Annotated in this window: 12 protein-coding genes and 3 pseudogenes; 4 read left to right on the top strand and 11 right to left on the bottom strand. The window is 42.1% G+C overall.

What is annotated here, in order from left to right; translation table 11 throughout:
* Window positions 1–189: 189 nt before the first annotated feature.
* Window positions 190–1215, top strand: coding sequence for a substrate-binding domain-containing protein (locus I4V84_RS03900; protein WP_195699783.1), 1026 nt, complete (start codon window positions 190–192; stop codon window positions 1213–1215).
* A gap of 214 nt (window positions 1216–1429) precedes the next feature.
* Here I4V84_RS03900 and I4V84_RS20300 read toward each other — a convergent pair whose 3' ends face one another.
* The 9 genes from I4V84_RS20300 to I4V84_RS03855 form a co-directional block, all read right to left on the bottom strand.
* Window positions 1430–2710, bottom strand: coding sequence for an ATP-binding protein (locus tag I4V84_RS20300; protein WP_195991281.1), 1281 nt, complete (start codon window positions 2708–2710; stop codon window positions 1430–1432).
* A gap of 1 nt (window position 2711) precedes the next feature.
* Entirely contained in the window at window positions 2712–3422 is a 711-nt protein-coding gene (locus I4V84_RS03890) for a LytTR family DNA-binding domain-containing protein (protein WP_118577566.1), read from the bottom strand.
* A 107-nt stretch (window positions 3423–3529) separates the two neighbouring features.
* Window positions 3530–3952 (bottom strand): hypothetical protein, encoded by a 423-nt coding sequence (locus I4V84_RS03885; RefSeq protein ID WP_173715761.1) that lies wholly within the window; start codon window positions 3950–3952, stop codon window positions 3530–3532.
* A 1-nt stretch (window position 3953) separates the two neighbouring features.
* Window positions 3954–7082 (bottom strand): glycoside hydrolase family 3 C-terminal domain-containing protein, encoded by a 3129-nt coding sequence (locus I4V84_RS03880; RefSeq protein WP_195991280.1) that lies wholly within the window; start codon window positions 7080–7082, stop codon window positions 3954–3956.
* A 182-nt stretch (window positions 7083–7264) separates the two neighbouring features.
* A complete protein-coding gene (locus I4V84_RS03875; RefSeq protein WP_243284011.1) occupies window positions 7265–9760 on the bottom strand; it encodes a glycoside hydrolase family 2 TIM barrel-domain containing protein in 2496 nt (831 codons plus the stop codon).
* A gap of 234 nt (window positions 9761–9994) precedes the next feature.
* Window positions 9995–11293 (bottom strand): alpha/beta hydrolase-fold protein, encoded by a 1299-nt coding sequence (locus I4V84_RS03870; protein WP_195991279.1) that lies wholly within the window; start codon window positions 11291–11293, stop codon window positions 9995–9997.
* Window positions 11294–11566: 273 nt separating this feature from the next.
* Window positions 11567–12388, bottom strand: coding sequence for a carbohydrate ABC transporter permease (locus tag I4V84_RS03865; protein ID WP_173718072.1), 822 nt, complete (start codon window positions 12386–12388; stop codon window positions 11567–11569).
* Window positions 12385–13266 carry a sugar ABC transporter permease gene (locus I4V84_RS03860; RefSeq protein ID WP_226854495.1) on the bottom strand — a complete coding sequence of 294 codons (882 nt, stop codon included), beginning with the start codon at window positions 13264–13266 and terminating at the stop codon, window positions 12385–12387. The genes I4V84_RS03865 and I4V84_RS03860 overlap by 4 nt, the downstream gene beginning before the upstream one ends.
* Before the next feature lie 120 nt (window positions 13267–13386).
* The gene (locus tag I4V84_RS03855; RefSeq protein WP_118577574.1) at window positions 13387–14703 is read right to left on the bottom strand and encodes an ABC transporter substrate-binding protein; all 1317 of its coding nucleotides are present in this window, start codon (window positions 14701–14703) and stop codon (window positions 13387–13389) included.
* A gap of 354 nt (window positions 14704–15057) precedes the next feature.
* Here I4V84_RS03855 and I4V84_RS03850 point away from each other — a divergent pair, with 354 nt between their 5' ends.
* Together I4V84_RS03850 and I4V84_RS03845 are read left to right on the top strand one after the other, a co-directional pair.
* Entirely contained in the window at window positions 15058–16887 is a 1830-nt protein-coding gene (locus I4V84_RS03850; RefSeq protein ID WP_148461551.1) for a histidine kinase, read from the top strand.
* A 21-nt stretch (window positions 16888–16908) separates the two neighbouring features.
* On the top strand, window positions 16909–17652 hold the full coding sequence (locus I4V84_RS03845; RefSeq protein WP_187565216.1) for a response regulator: 744 nt from the start codon (window positions 16909–16911) through the stop codon (window positions 17650–17652).
* Between the two features lie 93 nt (window positions 17653–17745).
* Here the strand turns inward: I4V84_RS03845 and I4V84_RS20295 are convergent.
* Window positions 17746–17796: pseudogene (locus tag I4V84_RS20295) on the bottom strand (DUF6783 domain-containing protein); the annotation flags it as partial.
* Between I4V84_RS20295 and I4V84_RS20290 the strand changes: the two are divergent.
* A pseudogene (locus tag I4V84_RS20290) lies at window positions 17773–18021 on the top strand (DUF6783 domain-containing protein); the annotation flags it as partial. The pseudogenes I4V84_RS20295 and I4V84_RS20290 sit on opposite strands and share 24 nt — an antisense overlap.
* Here I4V84_RS20290 and I4V84_RS20285 read toward each other — a convergent pair.
* Window positions 17993–18172 (bottom strand): annotated as a pseudogene (locus tag I4V84_RS20285) (glycoside hydrolase family 95-like protein); the annotation flags it as partial. The pseudogenes I4V84_RS20290 and I4V84_RS20285 sit on opposite strands and share 29 nt — an antisense overlap.
* Between the last annotated feature and the right edge of the window lie 1212 nt (window positions 18173–19384).

The following is a 19384-nucleotide window of genomic DNA, read 5'->3' as shown; positions in this document are numbered from 1 at the left end:
AGTTCGATGTTACTACATCCAAGTTCATATGTCAACACTTTTTCAAGCTAAAATAACCGGTTACGTAATCGGTTATTTTAGCATTGCCTTTTTTTTAAATAATTGCTATACTAAAAAAATAATATAATCCCAGTAATTAAAAGATTCCCCAATATTATTCTCATTTATTTATAAGGAGATTAAATTTTTATGGCAAAAAAACAGGTGACATTTGCAGATATTGCAGAATATACTCATTTTTCAAAAACTACAATATCACGGTATTTCAATCATCCCGATTCTCTTACGCTTGAAAATCAGGAAAAGATTTCACAGGCCCTTGATACCCTTGGCTATAAAAAAAATAAACTTGCAAAAGTTCTGGCAAATGGTAAAAGTGAGTTTATCGGAATTATTGTTCCAAATCTCTACTTGCATTACTACTCTGAAATGCTGACACAGCTTCTTTCAAGCTATAGTAACTACCATTACAAATTTCTTGTTTTTTCCAGTGAACACGGTGCCGAAGAGGAACAACAGTATATTGAAGAGCTTCTTTCCTATCAGATTGAGGGGCTTATTGTTTTAAGCCATACACTGTCATCCCAAAAACTGGCTTCCTATCAGATTCCTGTCATTGCCATTGAGCGAGAGGCAGAATATATCAGCAGCATTACCACTGACAATTATATGGGTTCCCTTCAGGCTACCTCCCTGTTAATTCGTGATAAATGTGATATATTGATTCATATCAATGTCAATGTTGAAAAAACAGTCCCGGCTTATGATCGTATACGTGCATTTGAGGAAACATGTAAAGAATATCAGGTTCCTTATGACATTGATCTAAGCGTAAGCGGCAATTCTTATCAAGAGATTTTAAATGTGATAAGACGTATCTTTACAAGAATTGAAGAAAAGTATCCGAATCAAAAAAAAGGTATCTTTCTTGCGAATGATACCTATGCCAATATGTTTCTCAATTTAATTTTCCAGAAATATGGTAAATTACCACCTACTTACGAAATTATAGGTTTTGATAATTCTCCAATTGCCAGTGAATCAATCCTTCCGATCACAACTGTCGGTCAGCAAATTGATGTTATTGCACAGACTGCCATGGAGCTTCTGGTGCAGCAGATGGAAGAGCAAAAAAAGCGAGCGCCTAAGCCACTGGAAAAGCCAATTCACAAACAGATCGCTCCGGTGCTGATTCGCCGGAATACTACCAGTTAACTTATTGCTTTCGTATATTAGTAAAGCGGACATTCCAGGTCCGCTTCGCTACTTGCTCATGAACGCAGTCGCTTTGCGATCTGTCAGTAGGAGCTGAAGGCTCCCACTGACAGAAGCATCCCCCCTCACCTGCCGCTTAGTGCTCCGCGCACTTGAAGCGGGGGAATGCATATCTGCGTTCAAAAAAAGGCACCTCCCCAGTTTGAAAAAGGCTCTAATCTAGAACTTGAAAAATAATATCTACACTAAAAATCTTTTCTTCCAAATTCGCCACAAGATTTCCGCCATATTTTTCCACCACATATTGAATACTTTTCATGCCAAAGCCATGATAATTATCATCTCCTTTGGTACTCACCGGAAGCCCATTACGAAATTCCAGTTCATCCTCGCAATAATTCTCAATATGAATCCCCATCACATCCTGTCTCGCATATCCGATGAGGCTGATAATTCTCTTTTCAACTGGCAGCTCCGCTGCACATTCAATAGCGTTATCTAAAGCATTTCCAAATATGGCAGCGATATCTCCCGATTTAATACCAGTAAGCTTCTCTCCATCAATCATATATGAAAACTTAATTTGATATTTTTCACAAAGAAGATTCTTTTCTGAAAGAATAATATCCAATGGTTGGCAGCCTGTTTTCGCAAGCCCGTCATAAATATCTACTGCTTTACGTATTTCTTCCAGCTGGCCATGATCTGCATTTCCGGCTTGTTCCAATTCCAGAATCCGGTGCTTAAGATCATGACATTTCATGTTAATGATTTCAACTGTTTTCTTTGACAACTCATACTGTTTTGCATTTTCCTTTATTAACTGCTCAAGAGCCAGATTTTCTTCATTGAGCCGGGACTGTTCCAGAAGCCCAAACTGCATAAAAAGAGATAAAATACAGCAGAATACAAATGGAACACGGCACGCCATAACCATATCCAGCTTTTCACTGATCAGCCAGCTTTGAAGGAGCCAGCAGACACATAAGGAAATAATGGCTACCCAAAGTACACGGACTCTGTTCTGGCTGATATTCGGAAAATTTTTTATTTTTGCTGCACAAGTGAGATAACAAATAATATATACAATGGTAAATCCAATGACCATTTCCGTGGAAAGCATCTTGAAAGAAGTTTTGGTCACGATACAAATCAGCACCTGAATATTGCTTCCAAGATTCTGTACAGTAAAAGCTCCAATTGTACAAAATAAAATATCCAAAAAAGAACGCCTGAAGCAAAACCACATGTAAAGCTGCATAAAAACAAGCACAATAAAGGTTCGAATTCCGCTTATATATTGACCAATTATAATTGGAAGGGTAACTCCCAAAAGCAGACAGGCAGTTCCCCCTACAAGCAGGCGTAACCAGAAGCGTTTCCTTTTTTTTAGATGGAAAAAGAACATAGCTTCCGCTATAAAAAGCTGGATGATAAAACAGGTAATTCCCTGTATTTCACTTGTAGATGAAGCTAATATTTCATAAATTGCCACGTCAGTTTCCTCCCCGGTTAATGTACATTGTCATTTGATCTATAAAAGTTTTTTTATAAGAACGGGAAATCGATAATTCCTTTCCATTTACAAACACGCTGTTTCCCTGATAGCGGGAAATCCATTCCAGATTTACACAAAAGGATTTGCTGCAACAGGAGAAGCGACCTGTCGGAAGCTGTGCTATAAAATCTCCCATTGTGCTTCGCAGACGAAAGGTCTCTTTCGAAGTATGAAGATAAAGATAATGCTTTGCACTTTCAATATAAATCAGATCTGCAATATCAATTTTAACAGTTCCCTGTTCAGAAGGAACATATATCTGATAACCATGAAGCTTTTTACAGATTCGGATCGCTTTGTCCAGTTTCAGCGAAAAGTTGAAATATTCAATAGGCTTTACCATAAAATCAAGAGCCTGCACTTCATATCCGTTAATGGCATATTGCGCCATATTGGTAATAAAAATAAGAGGAATCTGGCTATCAAATTCCCGCAGTTTTCTGGCGGTGTCAAGACCATTCATATGAGGCATTTCAATATCCATAAGAGCAATGTCGCAGCTGGCTTTATAATCGCTGATAAAATTTAATCCGTTTTCAAAGCATTCTACAGCTAACGGTTCCTGTTTTTCTTCTGAATAGCGTAATATATAGTCTTGAAGAATTTTTGCACTTTTCTTATCATCTTCCACAATAGCAATGGTAATCATAGTTATCCTCCATGGTATACGGCAAAAGCCGGAGTCCTTTTGGGCATTCCGGCTTTTTCATTATACCATGTAAATATTAATTTGTTCCATATTTTACAGCAGATAAATCAAGCTTTTGTCTCATCCTTACAAGTGCATTTCTGAAATCCAGAATAAGAGGAAACAATATATGCAATCATGGAAAGTGCCATAAGTACGGCTGAAATTATGAATTTCTTTATGGTTGCAAACTCATAAAGTCCTGATACCACATATCCAATAAAATCAACTTGTGTATAAAAACTGTTAACAAGTGCTGCTGCAGTCAGAATTGCATTTGCAGTAAGCAGAAGGCTTGTCCACTTAAAATCAGGTGCCACCTTCAAAACGATCATCGCAAGAATCTGCAGAACCACTGTTACAAGCAGCAGAACCTCAATATAAGATTCTGTATGTCCTGACTGACGGTACATTACAAAGCCGATCAGCGCAAGGATTGCAGCCACAAAGCTTAAGTAAAAACCAAATGTTTTATTTTTCAGATATCCCATATTACTTGTCCTCCTTCACGTAAACTGTCTTTTTGCGAAGTGAATTTCGAAGGTACATAACTGCAAACAAAAGTGTCAGAAGTCCAAATACCACCTCTGCTGCCATAAAGGCAATCTGCCACCATGTAAGAACGTGAATATATTTAGTGGAGGTTGTAATTGTATTCATATCATTACTTGCAACTGTATTATATACGAAATATTTAATTGTTTCTTTCATCTTTTTCTGGAAAGCAGAGTCCTTTGCAATCAGCTTCAGGTTCTCGGTTGAAGTCATGGAACCAATATTAGCGCTTTCATATGCGGAAGTTGTAAGACATCCGCCACCGCCGCCAAATACAATATCTCTCCAGTTCATGTAATCAGCACCGTTGATCATATCTGTTACGATCCAGCCTTCAAAGCCCCACTCGTTACGTGCAACCTGCACCTGTGAAGCTTCAGAAGCTCCTGAATATACAGTTCCAAGACGGTTGAAGCCTGTCATGATTCCCTGCGCATAGTTATTTTCCATAGCTCCCTGGAATGCGCGGAGTTCATTTTCCCTTGCAGCCTGCTCTGTGAAAAATGTGGAAACACCGGAACGGTTTAACTCCTGATGATTCATGATATAGTGTTTCGGCATCATCATAAGACCTTTGGATTTTCCGCCTTTGCAGACAGCCTGTCCCAACAGGTTGGTAAGCATGGCATCTTCTGAATAATATTCATGATTTCTGGAGCAGTAAGGTGCACGGTGAATGTTAAGACCAGGTGCTGCAATGGAGTTGGCATTGGACCACAATCCATCTTCACCAAAGAGCTCTCCTTCTCTCTCTACAAGTTCTTTATTGAATGTTGCTGCAACTACAGGTTCTGTAGGCATGGAGCTCATAGAGTAGGAAGCATATTCGTTGTCTGAAGAAACATAAGTCGGCTCGGAAGAGTTGGATTCATTCCAGCGGGTTGCATATCCTGCAATCTGGTCGTAGCTGTAACCGATCGGTCCGTCATACCAGATTGCTTCTGGCAGGAAAATAGAATCCAGCTTCTCAAAGTTTTTATCTCCTGCTTTTTCAATAAAGTTGGCAGCCTCTTCCAAAGTCAGCTGATCCATAAGCTGATCCCATTTTTCATCAGACAGAGGAAGTGCGCCTGCGAAAGTTCCATCCTCATTAAACTGGAGGAAATCAACGGTGCTTAATCCGTTGTCAGCTCCCCAGACAACTTCTTCGTCATTGTTCTCAGTAAGCTCATAAGCGGAGTTTGTAAGACCTTTCATCATTTCCTCTATTGGAGTAATGCTTTCCACTTCTTTCCAGCCCTTGCTCCAGTCAGAACGTGTAGTGTATTCAGCAGTATCCGGGATCAGATTGTTAATATCGCAATCCTGGAATGCATTCTCTACGTTTTCAGAATAAGTCTCTTTATCTTCACCAAGAGAAACTGTCACTACATTTTCCGGCTCAATTGTTTCATCGTCTGTAATTGTGATCAGATCGTCTGTGGAATCTGTTTTTACCGCCAAGACATTGTTTAATGCTTCATGCGCACCGTTTCCGATTGTGAAATAATAATCACCGGAATCCAGCACCCATGCGCCCTCTGTTCCATCTTCTTTTACAGCTTTTTCATCATAGCTTGCCATATATTCCGGAGCGAACTCAATTTCCAGAGTCTGTGATTCGCCAGGCTCAAGAACCTCTGTTTTTCCAAAATCAAGAAGCTGAATAGAAGCTTTCTCCAGTCCGCCCTCTATATATGGTGTCTGTACATAAAGCTGGACAACATCTTTTCCGGCAACGTCACCGGTATTGGTTACCTTCACTTTTGCAAGTCCCTTTTCCCCAGATATTACATCTACACTTTCCAGCTCCTGAGTAAAGGTTGTATAAGATAAACCATATCCAAACGGATAAGTTACTTCATCTACATAGTTCCAGGCTTTGCCAGTAGAAGAGCCTTCTGTGGTGGCTGCATTTCCCTGATCCAGAACAGTATCCTCGTAACGGGTTTCATAATATTTATAACCAATATAGATACCTTCTGTTTCTACTACATACCAGTCACCCTTGTCTGCTTCTGTAAGTTCTGCACCAGATTCTGCATTGGAAGCATTAGTATAAGTATAAAGACCAAAGTTGGTCATTGCCGGAGCAGAAACAGAACTTGTGGCATAAGTATCAGAAATATGACCGGATGGATTCACAGCGCCAGAAAGTACATCACATACTCCAAGGAATCCATTCATTCCCGGAAGTCCAGTCCAAAGAATTGCTCCAATCTCCGGATCATCCTTCAGTTCCTGGATTTCCATAGGAACATCAGAATTGATCAAAACGATCACCTTGCCATTGCTATTTTCCTTTGCAAGCTGGATCATCTCTTTTTCGTAAGCTGAGATAGACATCGGTGTGTCGAAGCTGTCCCCATTAGGATCCTTCATATTTGTGCTGTAGTCAGACGCCTCTGAACTGTCTCGGGAAAGAACAACAACTGCTGTTGTATCCTTAGCAGATTCCAGAATATCATCTGTGTAAAGTTCAGCAGGTGCCTCACCTACTGTATATGTATCTGCTTCATTATAAGAAGCGGAAAAAGCAGGTACAAGGCTATGGCCCGGAACTTCATTTCCAAAGAAAGAAGCTTTTCTGTAATATGGCGCGCAGGTTTCACTTGCATAAAAGCCTTTCATGGTTTCATTTACTGTGAAGCCTCTTTCATCCATAGCTTCTTCAATACCATAAGCGATCTGACCATCCTCTGAATCAGCCACAACAGAGGAACCAATTAATCCGCCGGTTCCCGGAAGATGGCTGTTTAAGCCCCAGAGGGTAACAGCTTCTTTGGATTTGTCAAGTGGAAGGGTCTGATCTGTATTTTTGAATAAAACGGAACCTTCTGAAGAAATTTCAGCAGCCAGCTGTTCTTTAGCCTTTACCAGATCCTCTACATTATCAAATTCAGATTCATAATAAATGCCATCAGAGTCAGAATCTCCCTGCTCGATTTTGTAGCTTGAGGTTCCAAGTGTCGCATTAATGAAATCCACTCTTGCATTTGCAATTGAGCTTCCGCCCAGTGTGATTGTGAGAAGTGAGGCTGTAGTTGTTGCCAAACCACGCCAGATTTTCCCGGTATGCTTTTTCATATTTCCTTTCCTCCTAGTAAATTTCCTTTGACAGATAAACACATACTTTTCAGATAGTTACTCTGTCCTTTCAGTTCTGTTTGAACCGCTGGATTTACTATAGCAAAAGGAATGGGATTTGTGAAAAATTCGGCAAATTTGGAACCGTTTCTGGCAAAACTGGTAAGCATATGAAATTTAAATCAATCTAATATTTCAATCTCTGTCTCTGCATTTCCAAGCTCAGATTCAGCTTTCACAACTACTTTACCAGCTCCAGCCTGTGGACGGATAATCGCCAGTGCTTCTCCATAATAAGTATCTGTCTCATTGCTCTGGTAGCTTTCCGGATAGTATGGGCAGGCACTTCCAAATGCCAGAAGCTCGCCACCTTTTACAGCAAGCTTGATTCTGCCTCTTGCCAACGGTTTTGTCTGGCCGTTTTCGTCTGTGTAGCGCATTCTTACGTAGCAAAGATCGGTGTCTGCATTCACACAGGTAAGCTCTGGTTCTGCCTGGAGGATTGTTTCTTTTCCCGCGGTTGTCAAGGTTTTCTCTGCAATTATATTGTCATTTGCATCATAGGCAACAGCCTTGATTTCTCCATTCTGATAGGTTGTATCAAAGAATACCTTGCAGTCATTTTTCGGCTTCTTAGTGCCTACACACTTGCCGTTTATATACAACTTCACATGATCTGCACGAGTGTAAACTTCCACTTTTGCTGCATTCCCATCACAGCCATTCCATGACCAGCTTTCCATTGCATTTGTCATTTTCCATGCAGAAGGAGAATGGGCATCCTTTGTGTGATCAACCGGCATAACTGCAATTGCCAGATTCTCCAGTTCAAAGGCAACTCTGGTATATGCCATCTCACCAAGAGGCTTTCCTGTGAGATCAATTCGGCCTGAACCGGCACTTACCCAGCCACAGCCGCCATCAAAACGAGGTGCATAATCCTTATATTCCCATGCGCCGATTCCAACCTCACCCAGATAATCCTGAGCTGCCCAGACGAAGTCACCAATGATACGCTTATCACGTTTTGCTTCCTGCATAAATCTGTAAGCATCTGCACAGAAGGTTTCACTTCCAAGAATAATTCGCTTGGAATACTTCTTTAAGTCATGACGGTAACGCTTGATTCCATAGTTATATCCTGCTACATCCATATTGGCATATGCATCCCTTGTTTTCACATCACATGGATAAAGAGTTGCTCCTGTTTTCATAAATCCGGCACCAAAAATTCCGGCTACCGTGTTATAAAATTCACTTCCCACAGCCTTTTTCTTCTTGGCATTCTCAGCAGCTTCATCTGCTTTTTTATCGCTGTAAACACCAAATCCCATAGAGCTTAAGAAGTTAAAGAAGATGTTGATTCCGCAGCTTACAGGGCGGGTGGAATCCAGCTCATGAAGTCTGTCTGTAAGGGATTTTGTAAGGGCAATTCCCTTTTTCTGCGCAGTCTCAGACACTTCATTTCCTGTAGAATACATGATCACAGATGGATGATTATAGTCCTTATCCACCATATCTTTTAAGTCTTTTCTGTAATTTTCCAGAATCTCATCTGCATAGTCATACTTTGTTTTATGGATATACCAGCCATCAATATATTCGTCCATTACAAGCATTCCCATCTCGTCACAGGCGCGAAGAAGTGCTTTGGAGCATGGGTTATGTGCAGAACGGATTGCATTATAGCCAGCGTCCAGAAGGATGCGGATTTTACGGCGTTCTGCAAATTCATACGCACAGGCACCAAGAAGGCCGTTATCGTGATGGATACAGCCACCTTTTAACAGGACACGTTTTCCATTGATACAGAAGCCCTCTTCCGGAGTACAGCTTACTACACGGATTCCAAAGGTTTCTTCCTGAATATCCTCGCCGAAGGTTACGCGACAGGTGTAAAGATTCGGTGCTTCCGGACTCCAAAGGTTTGCTCCCGGAAGAGCAATTTCTCTAGAAAATTTACCATCTGCCTGGAGAATTTCCAAGGCGATGATCTTATCTGATGCTTTGTCAGAATTTTGAACGATTGGTTGTACTGCATTTTCGTCAATACACTGCTCTATGGTCTCGTCTGTCTGGTCTGCACTTTCGCCAGCCACAGCTTTTCTGGTAACAATCTGTTTCTCCATAATTTCCACTTTCACCTCACCGGCAGCATTCGGCCATGCCTCCACGCGGATTTTCGGCTCCTTATAATCCAGTGTAGTGATCTTCACGCTGTCAAATCTTAAATGTTTCTTCGGCACGATATACAGCCACACCGGACGGTAAATTCCGGTACCGGAATACCAGCGGCTATTAGGCTGATCGTGATTGATCACTTCCACCCGGATCACATTTTCTTCCCCGAATTTTACATATTTTGTTGCATCTACATAGAAACCAAGATAGCCATAAGAATGATATGCAACTTTTTCGCCGTTGAGATATACAGTTGCCTTACGGTAAACGCCCTCAAATTCCAGGATCACTTTCTCGTCTTTCGCTTCCTCTGGAAGGATAAATGTTTTCTCGTAAGTGTAATCCTGTGCCTCATACCATCCTGTATTCACACCGCCGGCACTTGTCTCGCTTCTCTCATCCAGCTGCATGGCATCATGCGGAAGAGTTACTGCAAATGCATTTTCTTTATCTCCTGTTTTGTAGCAAATCCAGTTTTCGTTAAATGACTGCTTCATGATTTCCTCCTGAAATTTTCTATAATTTTCTTTTAATGTCAAGCGGATATTCCAGGTCCGCTTCGCTACTTACTCATAACCAAATGCTGCTTCTCAGCTTAATTCTACCAAATAAAAAGCAGGCTGCGCTATTCCAAACGCAACCTGCCAAAAAACACGCGCCAACTGTGCAAAAAGCGCATTGCTGTTCTCCTGTTCGCAGCGACAGGCTCTAAAGCCTTTTTCAAACACGCTCTAGAAAATCTTCTGTAAAAAATTATACAGCGCCAGATGCCAGTTTCCCATAGAATGATACCGCATTGGAAATACATCAAAACAGGTATTTACACCAGACCGCAATCTGGGTTCAATATCCAGCAGAGCCTGGTAATCCTGAATCTGTCCAGGCAGGGCGAAGTCGAGGTTGCCACTTGCCACATATAAATAATGAATTGGCAGTTCTGCAAAATCGCCTGTCTGAATGGTGTCTTCAAATGCAGTCTTATCTGTCCTGCTTCCGCTGAATGCCCCAAACCAGGAAAAATAATCCAGGCTCTGGCACAATACGGAATGGTACATCGTTACCGCCCCTCTTGACAAACCAGCAAAGGCTCTGTGATCCCGGCTCTTGGAAAATCCCTTATCATCTGCCGATTTTGCATATGTAGAATAAGAGGATTCAATCTCAGGCATCAGATCATTTCGCAGCTCCTTTGCAAAAGAATAGGTCAGCTGATCCAGATCATCTGCACAGTCATCTTCCACATAAAAGGTTGGTGTCACCACAATCAGAGGCTCAATATCTCCATCTGCAATCATATTATCCAGCATGGTTTTATTATACGGATTTGTTTTCAGCCAGTATTTTTCATCATCACCTGTTCCATGCATCAAGTAAAGAATATTGTACTCTTTCTCCTCGCTGTAGCCATAAGGCAGATATACATAAGCTGTCTTTTTCACGTCCCGCTCATCAGTGGCATAAGCCCTGGTATCGTATACAACTTCTTCCACAGTTCCAGCCTGTTCTGGTTCTTCCCCATCATATTTCGACGGAACTGCCCATAACTCATCCCGAGCCTGTCCCTGTGCTTCATGTCCTGCATCATACCTTACTTTCCAAAATCCCAGAAATCCTGCCAGTATCAGAACTGCTGCCGCAAGCGGTAAAACTGCCACACGCCCCATAGGGATTTTTTTCCAGATCATCACCGTTGTCCCCAGGATTCCTCCCAGCGCGGCTACAATAGCCTCTGCCAGAAATAACCAGTTAAAGTAATATGTACTGGTAGAAAAATTGGTATTAAAATACAGAATGAAAGCTGCCGCTGCAATCAGCAAATATAAAAATGGCATTCTGCTTTTCCATGCCATATACGCCACCAGCATAAAAACCACCGCGATCATACTGAATGTAATAAATGCTGTCTTATCTCCCAAAATTGCAAACCGGACAATATCAATTCCGGAAAGTAGCACCAGAACAACTGCGAGAATCTGGCTGATCCGGTTCCACATTTTTTCATCTGCTGTCATCTCAATTTTATGCCTCATTATTTTCCCACTCCTACATTTTCTCCAGATACTTTACCACATTTCCTGAAAAATCCGCAATTTGCAGCTCAGAAACCGCAGACTGCATACAATAAAATTCTTCACAGATAAAGATAACAGATTTCTTCTTATTTTTCAGCATTCTGGCAAATGTAGGCACCTTTTAGGCAAAAAAATACCGGAAACAGCTCTCCAAATCCTAACATTCAAAGAACCATTCCCGGTTTAGAAGGAATTTCAATTATAATTTGCAGCCTCGCTGCGCGCCCCAGATCATTCTTTCACCGCACCGGAAGTCATACCGCCCACAATATATTTCTGTCCAATCATATACACGATTACAACCGGAATACAGGTAAGTACAATATCTGCGAAAATATAATTCCAGTAGCTCTTATTTTTTCCAAAGAACTGATAAACAGCCATAGTCATCGGGAACATTTTACTCTTGCTGGACAGATACAACGGAGTCAGGAAATCACTCCACACACCCATAAACTGCAGAATAAAACATGTTACCATAGTAGGCTTCAGAAGGGGCATGATGATCTTGAAAAACAGGCTGATAGGACCTGCGCCATCAATGACTGCTGCCTCGTCCAGTTCCACCGGAACGGAAACCACAAAGTTGCGGATAGTAAACACACAGAATGGAATCATGGCGCTTGTAAACACCATAATAATTCCCTGTCGCGTATCGTTCAGATGAAGAGTGCTTAATACTCTCACCAATGTTACATAGTTAACCGGGAAAAACAGTCCGCAAAGTACGAAATAATATAAAAATACATTTAATCTGGTACGCTTGCGGCACATTACAAAGGCAGCCATTGCACAGAGCACAACCCCCAAAGTGGTTGCGACCAGTGCGTAAAGTAAACTGTTTGAAAATCCCTGGATCAGGTTTCCTTTGTCAATAACCTCGGTATAATTGGAAAACAGCCATTCCTTCGGCAGGGCAAGACTCATTCGGGAAGCCTCGCCTTTACTCTTGAAAGAATTTATAACTACCATATAAAAAGGCAGGATAACTGTCAGGCACAGCAGGATGCATACCAGATGTTTCAGCAGATTCTGAACTTTTTTCTTTGTCATTGCTGTACCTCCTGTTTTCCTAAAGTTTTAACAATTACAACACCGGCAATTGCTGTGATCAGAAGCAGAATACTGTTTAAAGCAGAAGACATACCGTACTGACCTCTGGAATAAAGCTGGAATGCATAGGTGGTAAGAACCTCTGTTGCATGTCCAGGGCCACCGTTTGTGAGAACGTAAACAATATCAAATACCTTCAGGCCATAGGTAATACCAAATACCAGGTTGATCATAATGGCGCCGCTGAGCATTGGAAGTGTCACATAGCGAAGCCTCTGCCAGAAGTTTGCCCCATCGATCTCAGCTGCCTCATAGTAGGATCTCGGAATGGTATTAAGACCGGCAAGGAAAATCGTCATTACATAACCAATACCTCTCCATGCATCCACACCATAAATGGATTTCCACACAACGCCAAGATCCGAAAGCCATTTCTGTTTCAGGATTCCAAGATGCAGACCATCCAGAATTGCATTTAAAAGACCATTGTTATAGTTGAGAATGGACTTGAAAACAAGACCAATGATAACAAAAGGAAGGATAGACGGCAGATACAAAAGTGTTCTGTAAAGTCCCTTTCCTTTCAGTCCTTCCTGAAGCATGATGGCAATCAGAAGTGCCGGAATCAGCTTCACAATATTGGAAATAATGGTAAATTTCAATGTATTTCCAATACCGCTTAAGTAATCTTTGTTTGATGTGAAAATCTCTTTAAAATTGTCAAGTCCGACAAAATGAATACCATTTAATACACTTCTTGAATTCCAGTCAGTGAATGAATATGCAACACCCATTATACTGGGAAGCAGGAAAAAGATAATGTACAAAGCCAGCGGCAGTATCAGAAACCACTGTGGATAAATTTTCTTCTTATTCAAAGGCGATACCTCCCCTTTATCAAACAGTGCGAAGGAATCACTCCTTCGCACTGAAGATATACCCTTATTAAATATCTTATGCTTAAATAATTATGTCAATTTCTTACCGAAAAACTTTATTTAGTTCCAGTTTGCATCGCCAACTGTCTTGGCAGCCTCTGCACGGTTGGTGTCCATATTTGCAAGAACGTCATTTGCTTCCATTTCGCCCTGGCAGAACGCAACCATATCCTGACCGAACTGCATCCAGTAGTCGTTTGTATATTTGGTACCAGTCTGAAGAACAGATACGCTCTTCTTGCTGTCATCTACTGTTGCAAGGAACTCTTCTTCCTCTGGCAGCCAGTGTTGCTCAATTGCATCATCGTTCATATCAACGTTTGTGTATGCAGGAGAGTTGTCAAGGATTTCCTGAAGACTCTCTGTGGTTGTAACAAAATTGAAGAATTCTTTTACAAGATCCTCATGCTCTGTTCCCTTGTAACCAAACATGGTAGGTCCAGCCGGGTTGGTCGGATACCAGGTGTTATCGCCAAGTGGGATCAGGAACATACCAAACTCATCCTCTGTGCCTGTGTCATCTTTGATCTGCTGAATGTAACTGGAGTTTGCCATAGCCATTGCAATGTTTCTGTCGCCAAATTCATTTGTCAGGTTGGTGCTGTCAGTTCCAATCCAGTCCTCTCCGAAATATCCTGCATCGGAAAGCTCTTTGAACTCGTTCAGAACCTCAAGCATTTTCTCATTGTCAGCAAATGTAGCCTGATTTGTATTCAAAGCATCGTAAAGTCCTGGTGTAGCTTCTTCGTAAACACCACCGATCTGGAAGAATGCCAGCTGATGCTGCCATCCATCTGCACCTGGCATAAACCATGGAGTAATTCCCTGTTCTGCGATCTTAGCGCAAAGGTCTTTCAGCTCTGCATAAGTAGATGGTATCTCCCAACCATTCTCTTCGAACAATGTTTTGTTATAAACCATTACATATTCTGGTGAATTGTGCCAGATCTGAAGTCCGTATAATTTATCATTGTATACACAGGATGTTTTTCTTGCTTCCGGCATAAGATCTTCCCAGGAAGCTCCTGTGAAATCAATACAGTATTTCTCTGGATCAACGATTGTAGACTCGATTGCAAATGGGTTGGACTGAATCCAGAAAATATCTGCACAGGAATCAGTAGCCAGTTTGGACTGAAGCAGGTCAGAATACTGGTCAGCCGGAATAGTCTGAAGGTCAACTGTTACACCATAAGTATCTTCAAAACGCTCGATTGTTGCATCATATCTGTTATCCATCCAGCCTGCTGATACCAGAATACTCAGCTCCTCACCGGAAAAATCTGCCGTCTCCTCTGCAAATACGGTAAGTCCGCTTGTCATGGACGCGATCATTGCTGCTGCACAAGCCACTGCCACAAAACTCTTTCTTTTCATTTACATATCCTCCTTTTAATAAAATGGCATTTACCTCATTCAGGAATCTCCGCTGATTCCTCTGTTCTTTTGATGATATTATTTTATCAGCCAGATGCTTTTTAATCCATGGATATTCTTACTTTCAATTTGTACTTTTTTCACCACATATTATACTTTTTTCACATAAGCTTATGTTTCTTCGAAAAGTCACCCGAAATTCTTATATATATTTTCTCTGTTTTCGAGCATTTATTTGTACTTTTTAAACAAATATGATATACTGATTTTTAATGTTTCACACATGGATTTCTGCATCTGCTTTCATAATATAGTCAGCAGCGCGGGCAAAACAATTACAGGAGGTATCGCCAGATGAAATCACGCAGTTTACAATCCAAGCTTTTTTTTGCCTATATCAGTCTGGCCTGCCTGATTCTTTTTTCTTTTGCTGTTTTTTTCTATGCTTTTGTTTCCAGACAGCTCAAGCAAAGTCAGATCAGTGCCATGAACACTCTCAATTCCAGCTTTCAGACTCAGGTAGATTCCGCGATCCGCAATCTGGATGCAGTATCTGTAAACATTAACTACAGCAATCAGTCAAAAACCATTCTGGACAATTCCTTCAACTTAAATATTTCCAGCAACATGCTTTCTGCCATGTCTGATTTGTTTATTTCCCTTTCCGGAACCGAGCTGAAGGCAGATCAGGTAAATCTCTATGATTTTTCCGGATATGTTCTGGAAGCCGGCATCTCAACTATAGTCAAAAAGACGGATGGCTCAAAGGATGAGTGGATTGAGGTCGCCCGTGAACTGGAGGGAAAAAAAGTCCTTACTCCACCCTACTGTACCAGAGAATATACAAAAACAGCCACCTATGACCAGTGGTTTATTTCCCTGTACCGATCCTTTAATAATCAATATAAACGTGGCGTGGGTGTGATTGAAACAGCCAAGCAGTGCAAATCTGTTTTTAAAAGTATCATCACTTATAAAAAAAAGAACCATGAAGATGCTGCCAGCATCTATGTTTTTGACAGCAATGGCGATCTGATCTATCCCTACGATATTTCCCAGGAATACAAAGCAGCACTTCAGCCCTACTATGAACTTACCAAGGGAGATGATTCAGCCCTCACTTTTATCAGTCCTCTTACAGGAAAAACAGAGTATGCAGCAGAGGCCGTATCCTCTTATACCGGCTATACCTATCTTACAATTCAGCCGGAATCTGTAGTTCTGGCTCCGGTTTACAATCTGCTTCGTATTCTTGCGGCAATTGTTGCGCTGTTTCTGACAATCTCCATCTTTATTTCCTACCGGCTTTCCCGTTCAGTCGTAAAACCGGTAAAGCATCTGAAGCATATTATTCAGCGCATGGAGCTTGATACACTTGGACAGGAAAAGGTGACTGCATATCCGGTTTCCGTTAATGAACTGGAAGAGCTCTACCAGGCCTTTCAGCTGATGAGCGATAATCTGAAAGATTCCATGGAGCAGCTGAATCAGGCTAAGGAGCAGGAAATGAAAGCCAGAAGCATGGCTTTGCAGACACAGATCAATCCTCATTTTTACTACAATACCTTGTCCAGCATTATAGTTCTGGCAGAGAACGGAGATTCTGAGACCGTGGTAAAAATGTGCCGGAATCTTTCCCGGATCATGCGTTATATTACCAATACCACAGAGACAACGGTCACTTTAAAGGATGAACTGGATTATGTACAGAAATATCTGTATTGTATGAAGGTCCGTTATCAGTCCAGCCTGAATTACAGCATCCATGTAGATGAAAGCCTTCTTTCCCAACCAGTCCCCAAGCTGATCATCCAGCCTATTGTGGAAAATGCCATTCGCTATGGTTCGAACTGTGCACCGCCATGGAACATTTCGATCACCAGCATGGTCACGGAAGGAAGCTGGCAGATTGAAGTAACGGATTCCGGTCCTGGCTTTACAGAGGAAGCCAAAGAGAGGATCACTGCCAACATTATGAAAGCCATTCAGAATCCGGGACTTCCGGAACTAAAAATAAATGGGCTGGGAACTATAAATGTGTATCTCAGATGGAAAATATTCTGTAAAGGAGACATTATTTTCAGATATGGAAATACCGCTGATGGGCACGGAATCGTGTCTATTGGACGGTATTTTTCCAAGACAGCTAAATCAGCAGATGAAACTGACTGCATAAGTGAATAAGCAAGGAGGAATCAAAACAGTATGACGTACACTGTCATCGTTGCGGAGGATGAAGAACTTCTGCTCACAAATCTTGTCCAGAAAATCCAGAAAGCGGATCCGGATTTTCTGGTGGCAGGAACTGCACAAACAGGCGATCAGGCTCTGGCTCTGGTAGAAAAGCTCAGCCCTGATCTTGTAATTACGGATATCCGTATGCCTGTGATGGATGGAATCACCCTGCTCACAAAAGTAAGGGAGCAGTTTCCATTTACTAAATTTATTATCACCAGTGGATTTTCAGATTTCGAATATGCAAAAAAGGCCATCACTTTAAAGGTTTCTGATTATCTACTGAAGCCAGTTGATTCAGAGGAGCTTAAAGAAGCTCTCTCCAAGATCAAACAGGAATTTCAGATTGCCGGAAATGATTACGAAGAGGTGTTTAATGCCCGGACTGCTGCCATGACACCAGCCCAGATTGCCACATTACTGAAAGATTTCATTGTAAAAAACTACAGCGAGGACATTAATCTGAACCTGATCGCAGATAACATGAACTACAGTCCCAGCTACCTGACCAAAATTTTCTGCCAGGTCTACGGTTGTACCCCGTCCAAATATCTGATCACCCTGCGCATGAGCCACGCCCAGCGCCTTCTGGTCCATGAGCCTGGTCTGTCCGTGAAACAGATCGGGGAAATGTGCGGCTATCATGATCAGGGGTATTTCAGCAGGATTTTTAAGAAACATACAGGTAAAAGCCCGTTGGAATTCCGGGGGTAAAGCTTTGAAGACCGGCAGGGATTGTTCCCTGCCGGCCTTCTGACACGCTCTAGAGCGTGTTTGAAAAAGGCTTTCTGCAAGATGTGCATCACAATTTGTGGGAGATTTCGCCCGGATGAGGGCGCCGTAGCGGGCTACAGCAACCAAATTCGGGTGAAATATACCGCAAAGCGGGGCGTACAGATTGCGGGAATGATTTTTCAAACAGGCTCTAGATCCGGAATAATTCTGCATGCTCTTCTTTATACAGCTCTATATTTAAGTACTCTCCAAAGTGCACTTCATTCGGTCTTCCGTATTCATAGGAAACCTTCACAGATTTTCCTGGCCATGGGTTTTTCACTCTGCATGGGTGACCTTTGTGACTGAGTATGGTAACTCGCTCTACCTCACCGTCTTTCAAAACAGCGCTCACTTCAAAGCCACCCCAGGCACGGAAATTCCGGAAAGAGGCATTGGGATGCTCTGCGCTCGGCCATACCGGGAAAATACGGATCACACCCTCGCAGCTTTGCAGCATCATCTCTTGGATGGCATCTGGGATGGTGTTCAGCTGCTCGATTCCGTGAGGATTTTCTTTCAGGAATCCATTTGGGATTCCCCTGTTAAGAATCATGTCGCGCATTTCTTTCCAGATGATTTCCGGATCGTAGCCTACACGTACTGCGGCAGTGAAAAACAGACAGCTTAGGTTAGAGGCATTAAAAGCACCAGCCTTGTAGAAATGAGGATTTTTTACTCCACCAGATTCCATTCCATTGCTGTAAGCTTCGCCATTTTCTAATTCACCATTGCTATTGAACAGCAAGTTATTTGCATTATCTTTATCTGCAAATTCTGCTTCTTCAAGTGCCTTCCTGTATTCCAGCTCCCCCAGCGCATTCTCCACCAGCGCATGAATCTGCACCGTATTTCGCGCCACTTCCAGCTCTTCCGGTTCACTTCCAAGCCCAATTGCATTACCCGGGTAAATCTGCATCACATTTCCCGGAAAATGGAAAGACCATTTGCCACCGATACCTTCATCATAATAAATCTCTTTGTCCAGCATTTCTTCCGGAAGCAGATCCTCCAGCTTCACATCCACCTCTTTCCAAAGAGTGGGATTCTCCTGAATCTCCCGAATTGTCCCCTTTGGATAAGGTGCCAGGTTCTCTGCGATTTCCAGCCATTTTTCCCTCTTTTTCTCATCCAGATCAAGTGCCTCACTGATTCTCGGCATCCAGGTAAAGAAGGTTTTCAGATAACCTAATGTATTCACCGGATTTTCCGGAACGCCATTGTCACGGATATTCCCATCCGTGCGCTCGTGCATACCATCTCCAACCACATGGTAAACGCCATCTCTGTACACCAGATCCTTTTCCCAGAAATCTGCCACACCGCGAAGATAGGGATAAACCTTCTGTGCATACGCCTCATCCTCCGTGATTCCATAACGATAGATCATATTCAAAGCACCGTGAATGGCAGGAGATTTCATATGCAAAAGCAGGGCCTCACTTACCAGGCCGTGAGGTCCCAGTCCCAGCGGATAATAAAGTCCCTCATGGTGAAGCAGCCGCTTACACATCTCATCTGAAATTTCCATCAGTTTCAGATAAGGCGCATCGTGAGGATCAGACTGCTGGAAATGTCCGGAGACCATCAGATTCAGATAGGGAGACTGATGGTTATAATTAATCTTATAATTTCCATTCCATGCCGGACGGTCAAAAGTACTGATTCCCAG

The organism is Ruminococcus sp. 1001713B170207_170306_F1 (assembly GCF_015668065.1).
Lineage (GTDB): Bacteria > Bacillota > Clostridia > Lachnospirales > Lachnospiraceae > Blautia_A > Blautia_A faecis.
This window is presented reverse-complemented; position numbering and strand designations above follow the sequence as displayed.

Bases quoted from the DNA above. Each gene is read 5' to 3' on its own strand.
- I4V84_RS03885 (WP_173715761.1), bottom strand. From the start codon at position 3,952: ATGGGATATCTGAAAAATAAAACATTTGGTTTTTACTTAAGCTTTGTG.
- I4V84_RS03880 (WP_195991280.1), bottom strand. From the start codon at position 7,082: ATGAAAAAGCATACCGGGAAAATCTGGCGTGGTTTGGCAACAACTACA.
- I4V84_RS03875 (WP_243284011.1), bottom strand. From the start codon at position 9,760: ATGAAGCAGTCATTTAACGAAAACTGGATTTGCTACAAAACAGGAGAT.
- I4V84_RS03850 (WP_148461551.1), top strand. From the start codon at position 15,058: ATGAAATCACGCAGTTTACAATCCAAGCTTTTTTTTGCCTATATCAGT.
- I4V84_RS03900 (WP_195699783.1), top strand. From the start codon at position 190: ATGGCAAAAAAACAGGTGACATTTGCAGATATTGCAGAATATACTCAT.
- I4V84_RS03890 (WP_118577566.1), bottom strand. From the start codon at position 3,422: ATGATTACCATTGCTATTGTGGAAGATGATAAGAAAAGTGCAAAAATT.
- I4V84_RS03870 (WP_195991279.1), bottom strand. From the start codon at position 11,293: ATGAGGCATAAAATTGAGATGACAGCAGATGAAAAAATGTGGAACCGG.
- I4V84_RS03845 (WP_187565216.1), top strand. From the start codon at position 16,909: ATGACGTACACTGTCATCGTTGCGGAGGATGAAGAACTTCTGCTCACA.
- I4V84_RS03865 (WP_173718072.1), bottom strand. From the start codon at position 12,388: ATGACAAAGAAAAAAGTTCAGAATCTGCTGAAACATCTGGTATGCATC.
- I4V84_RS03855 (WP_118577574.1), bottom strand. From the start codon at position 14,703: ATGAAAAGAAAGAGTTTTGTGGCAGTGGCTTGTGCAGCAGCAATGATC.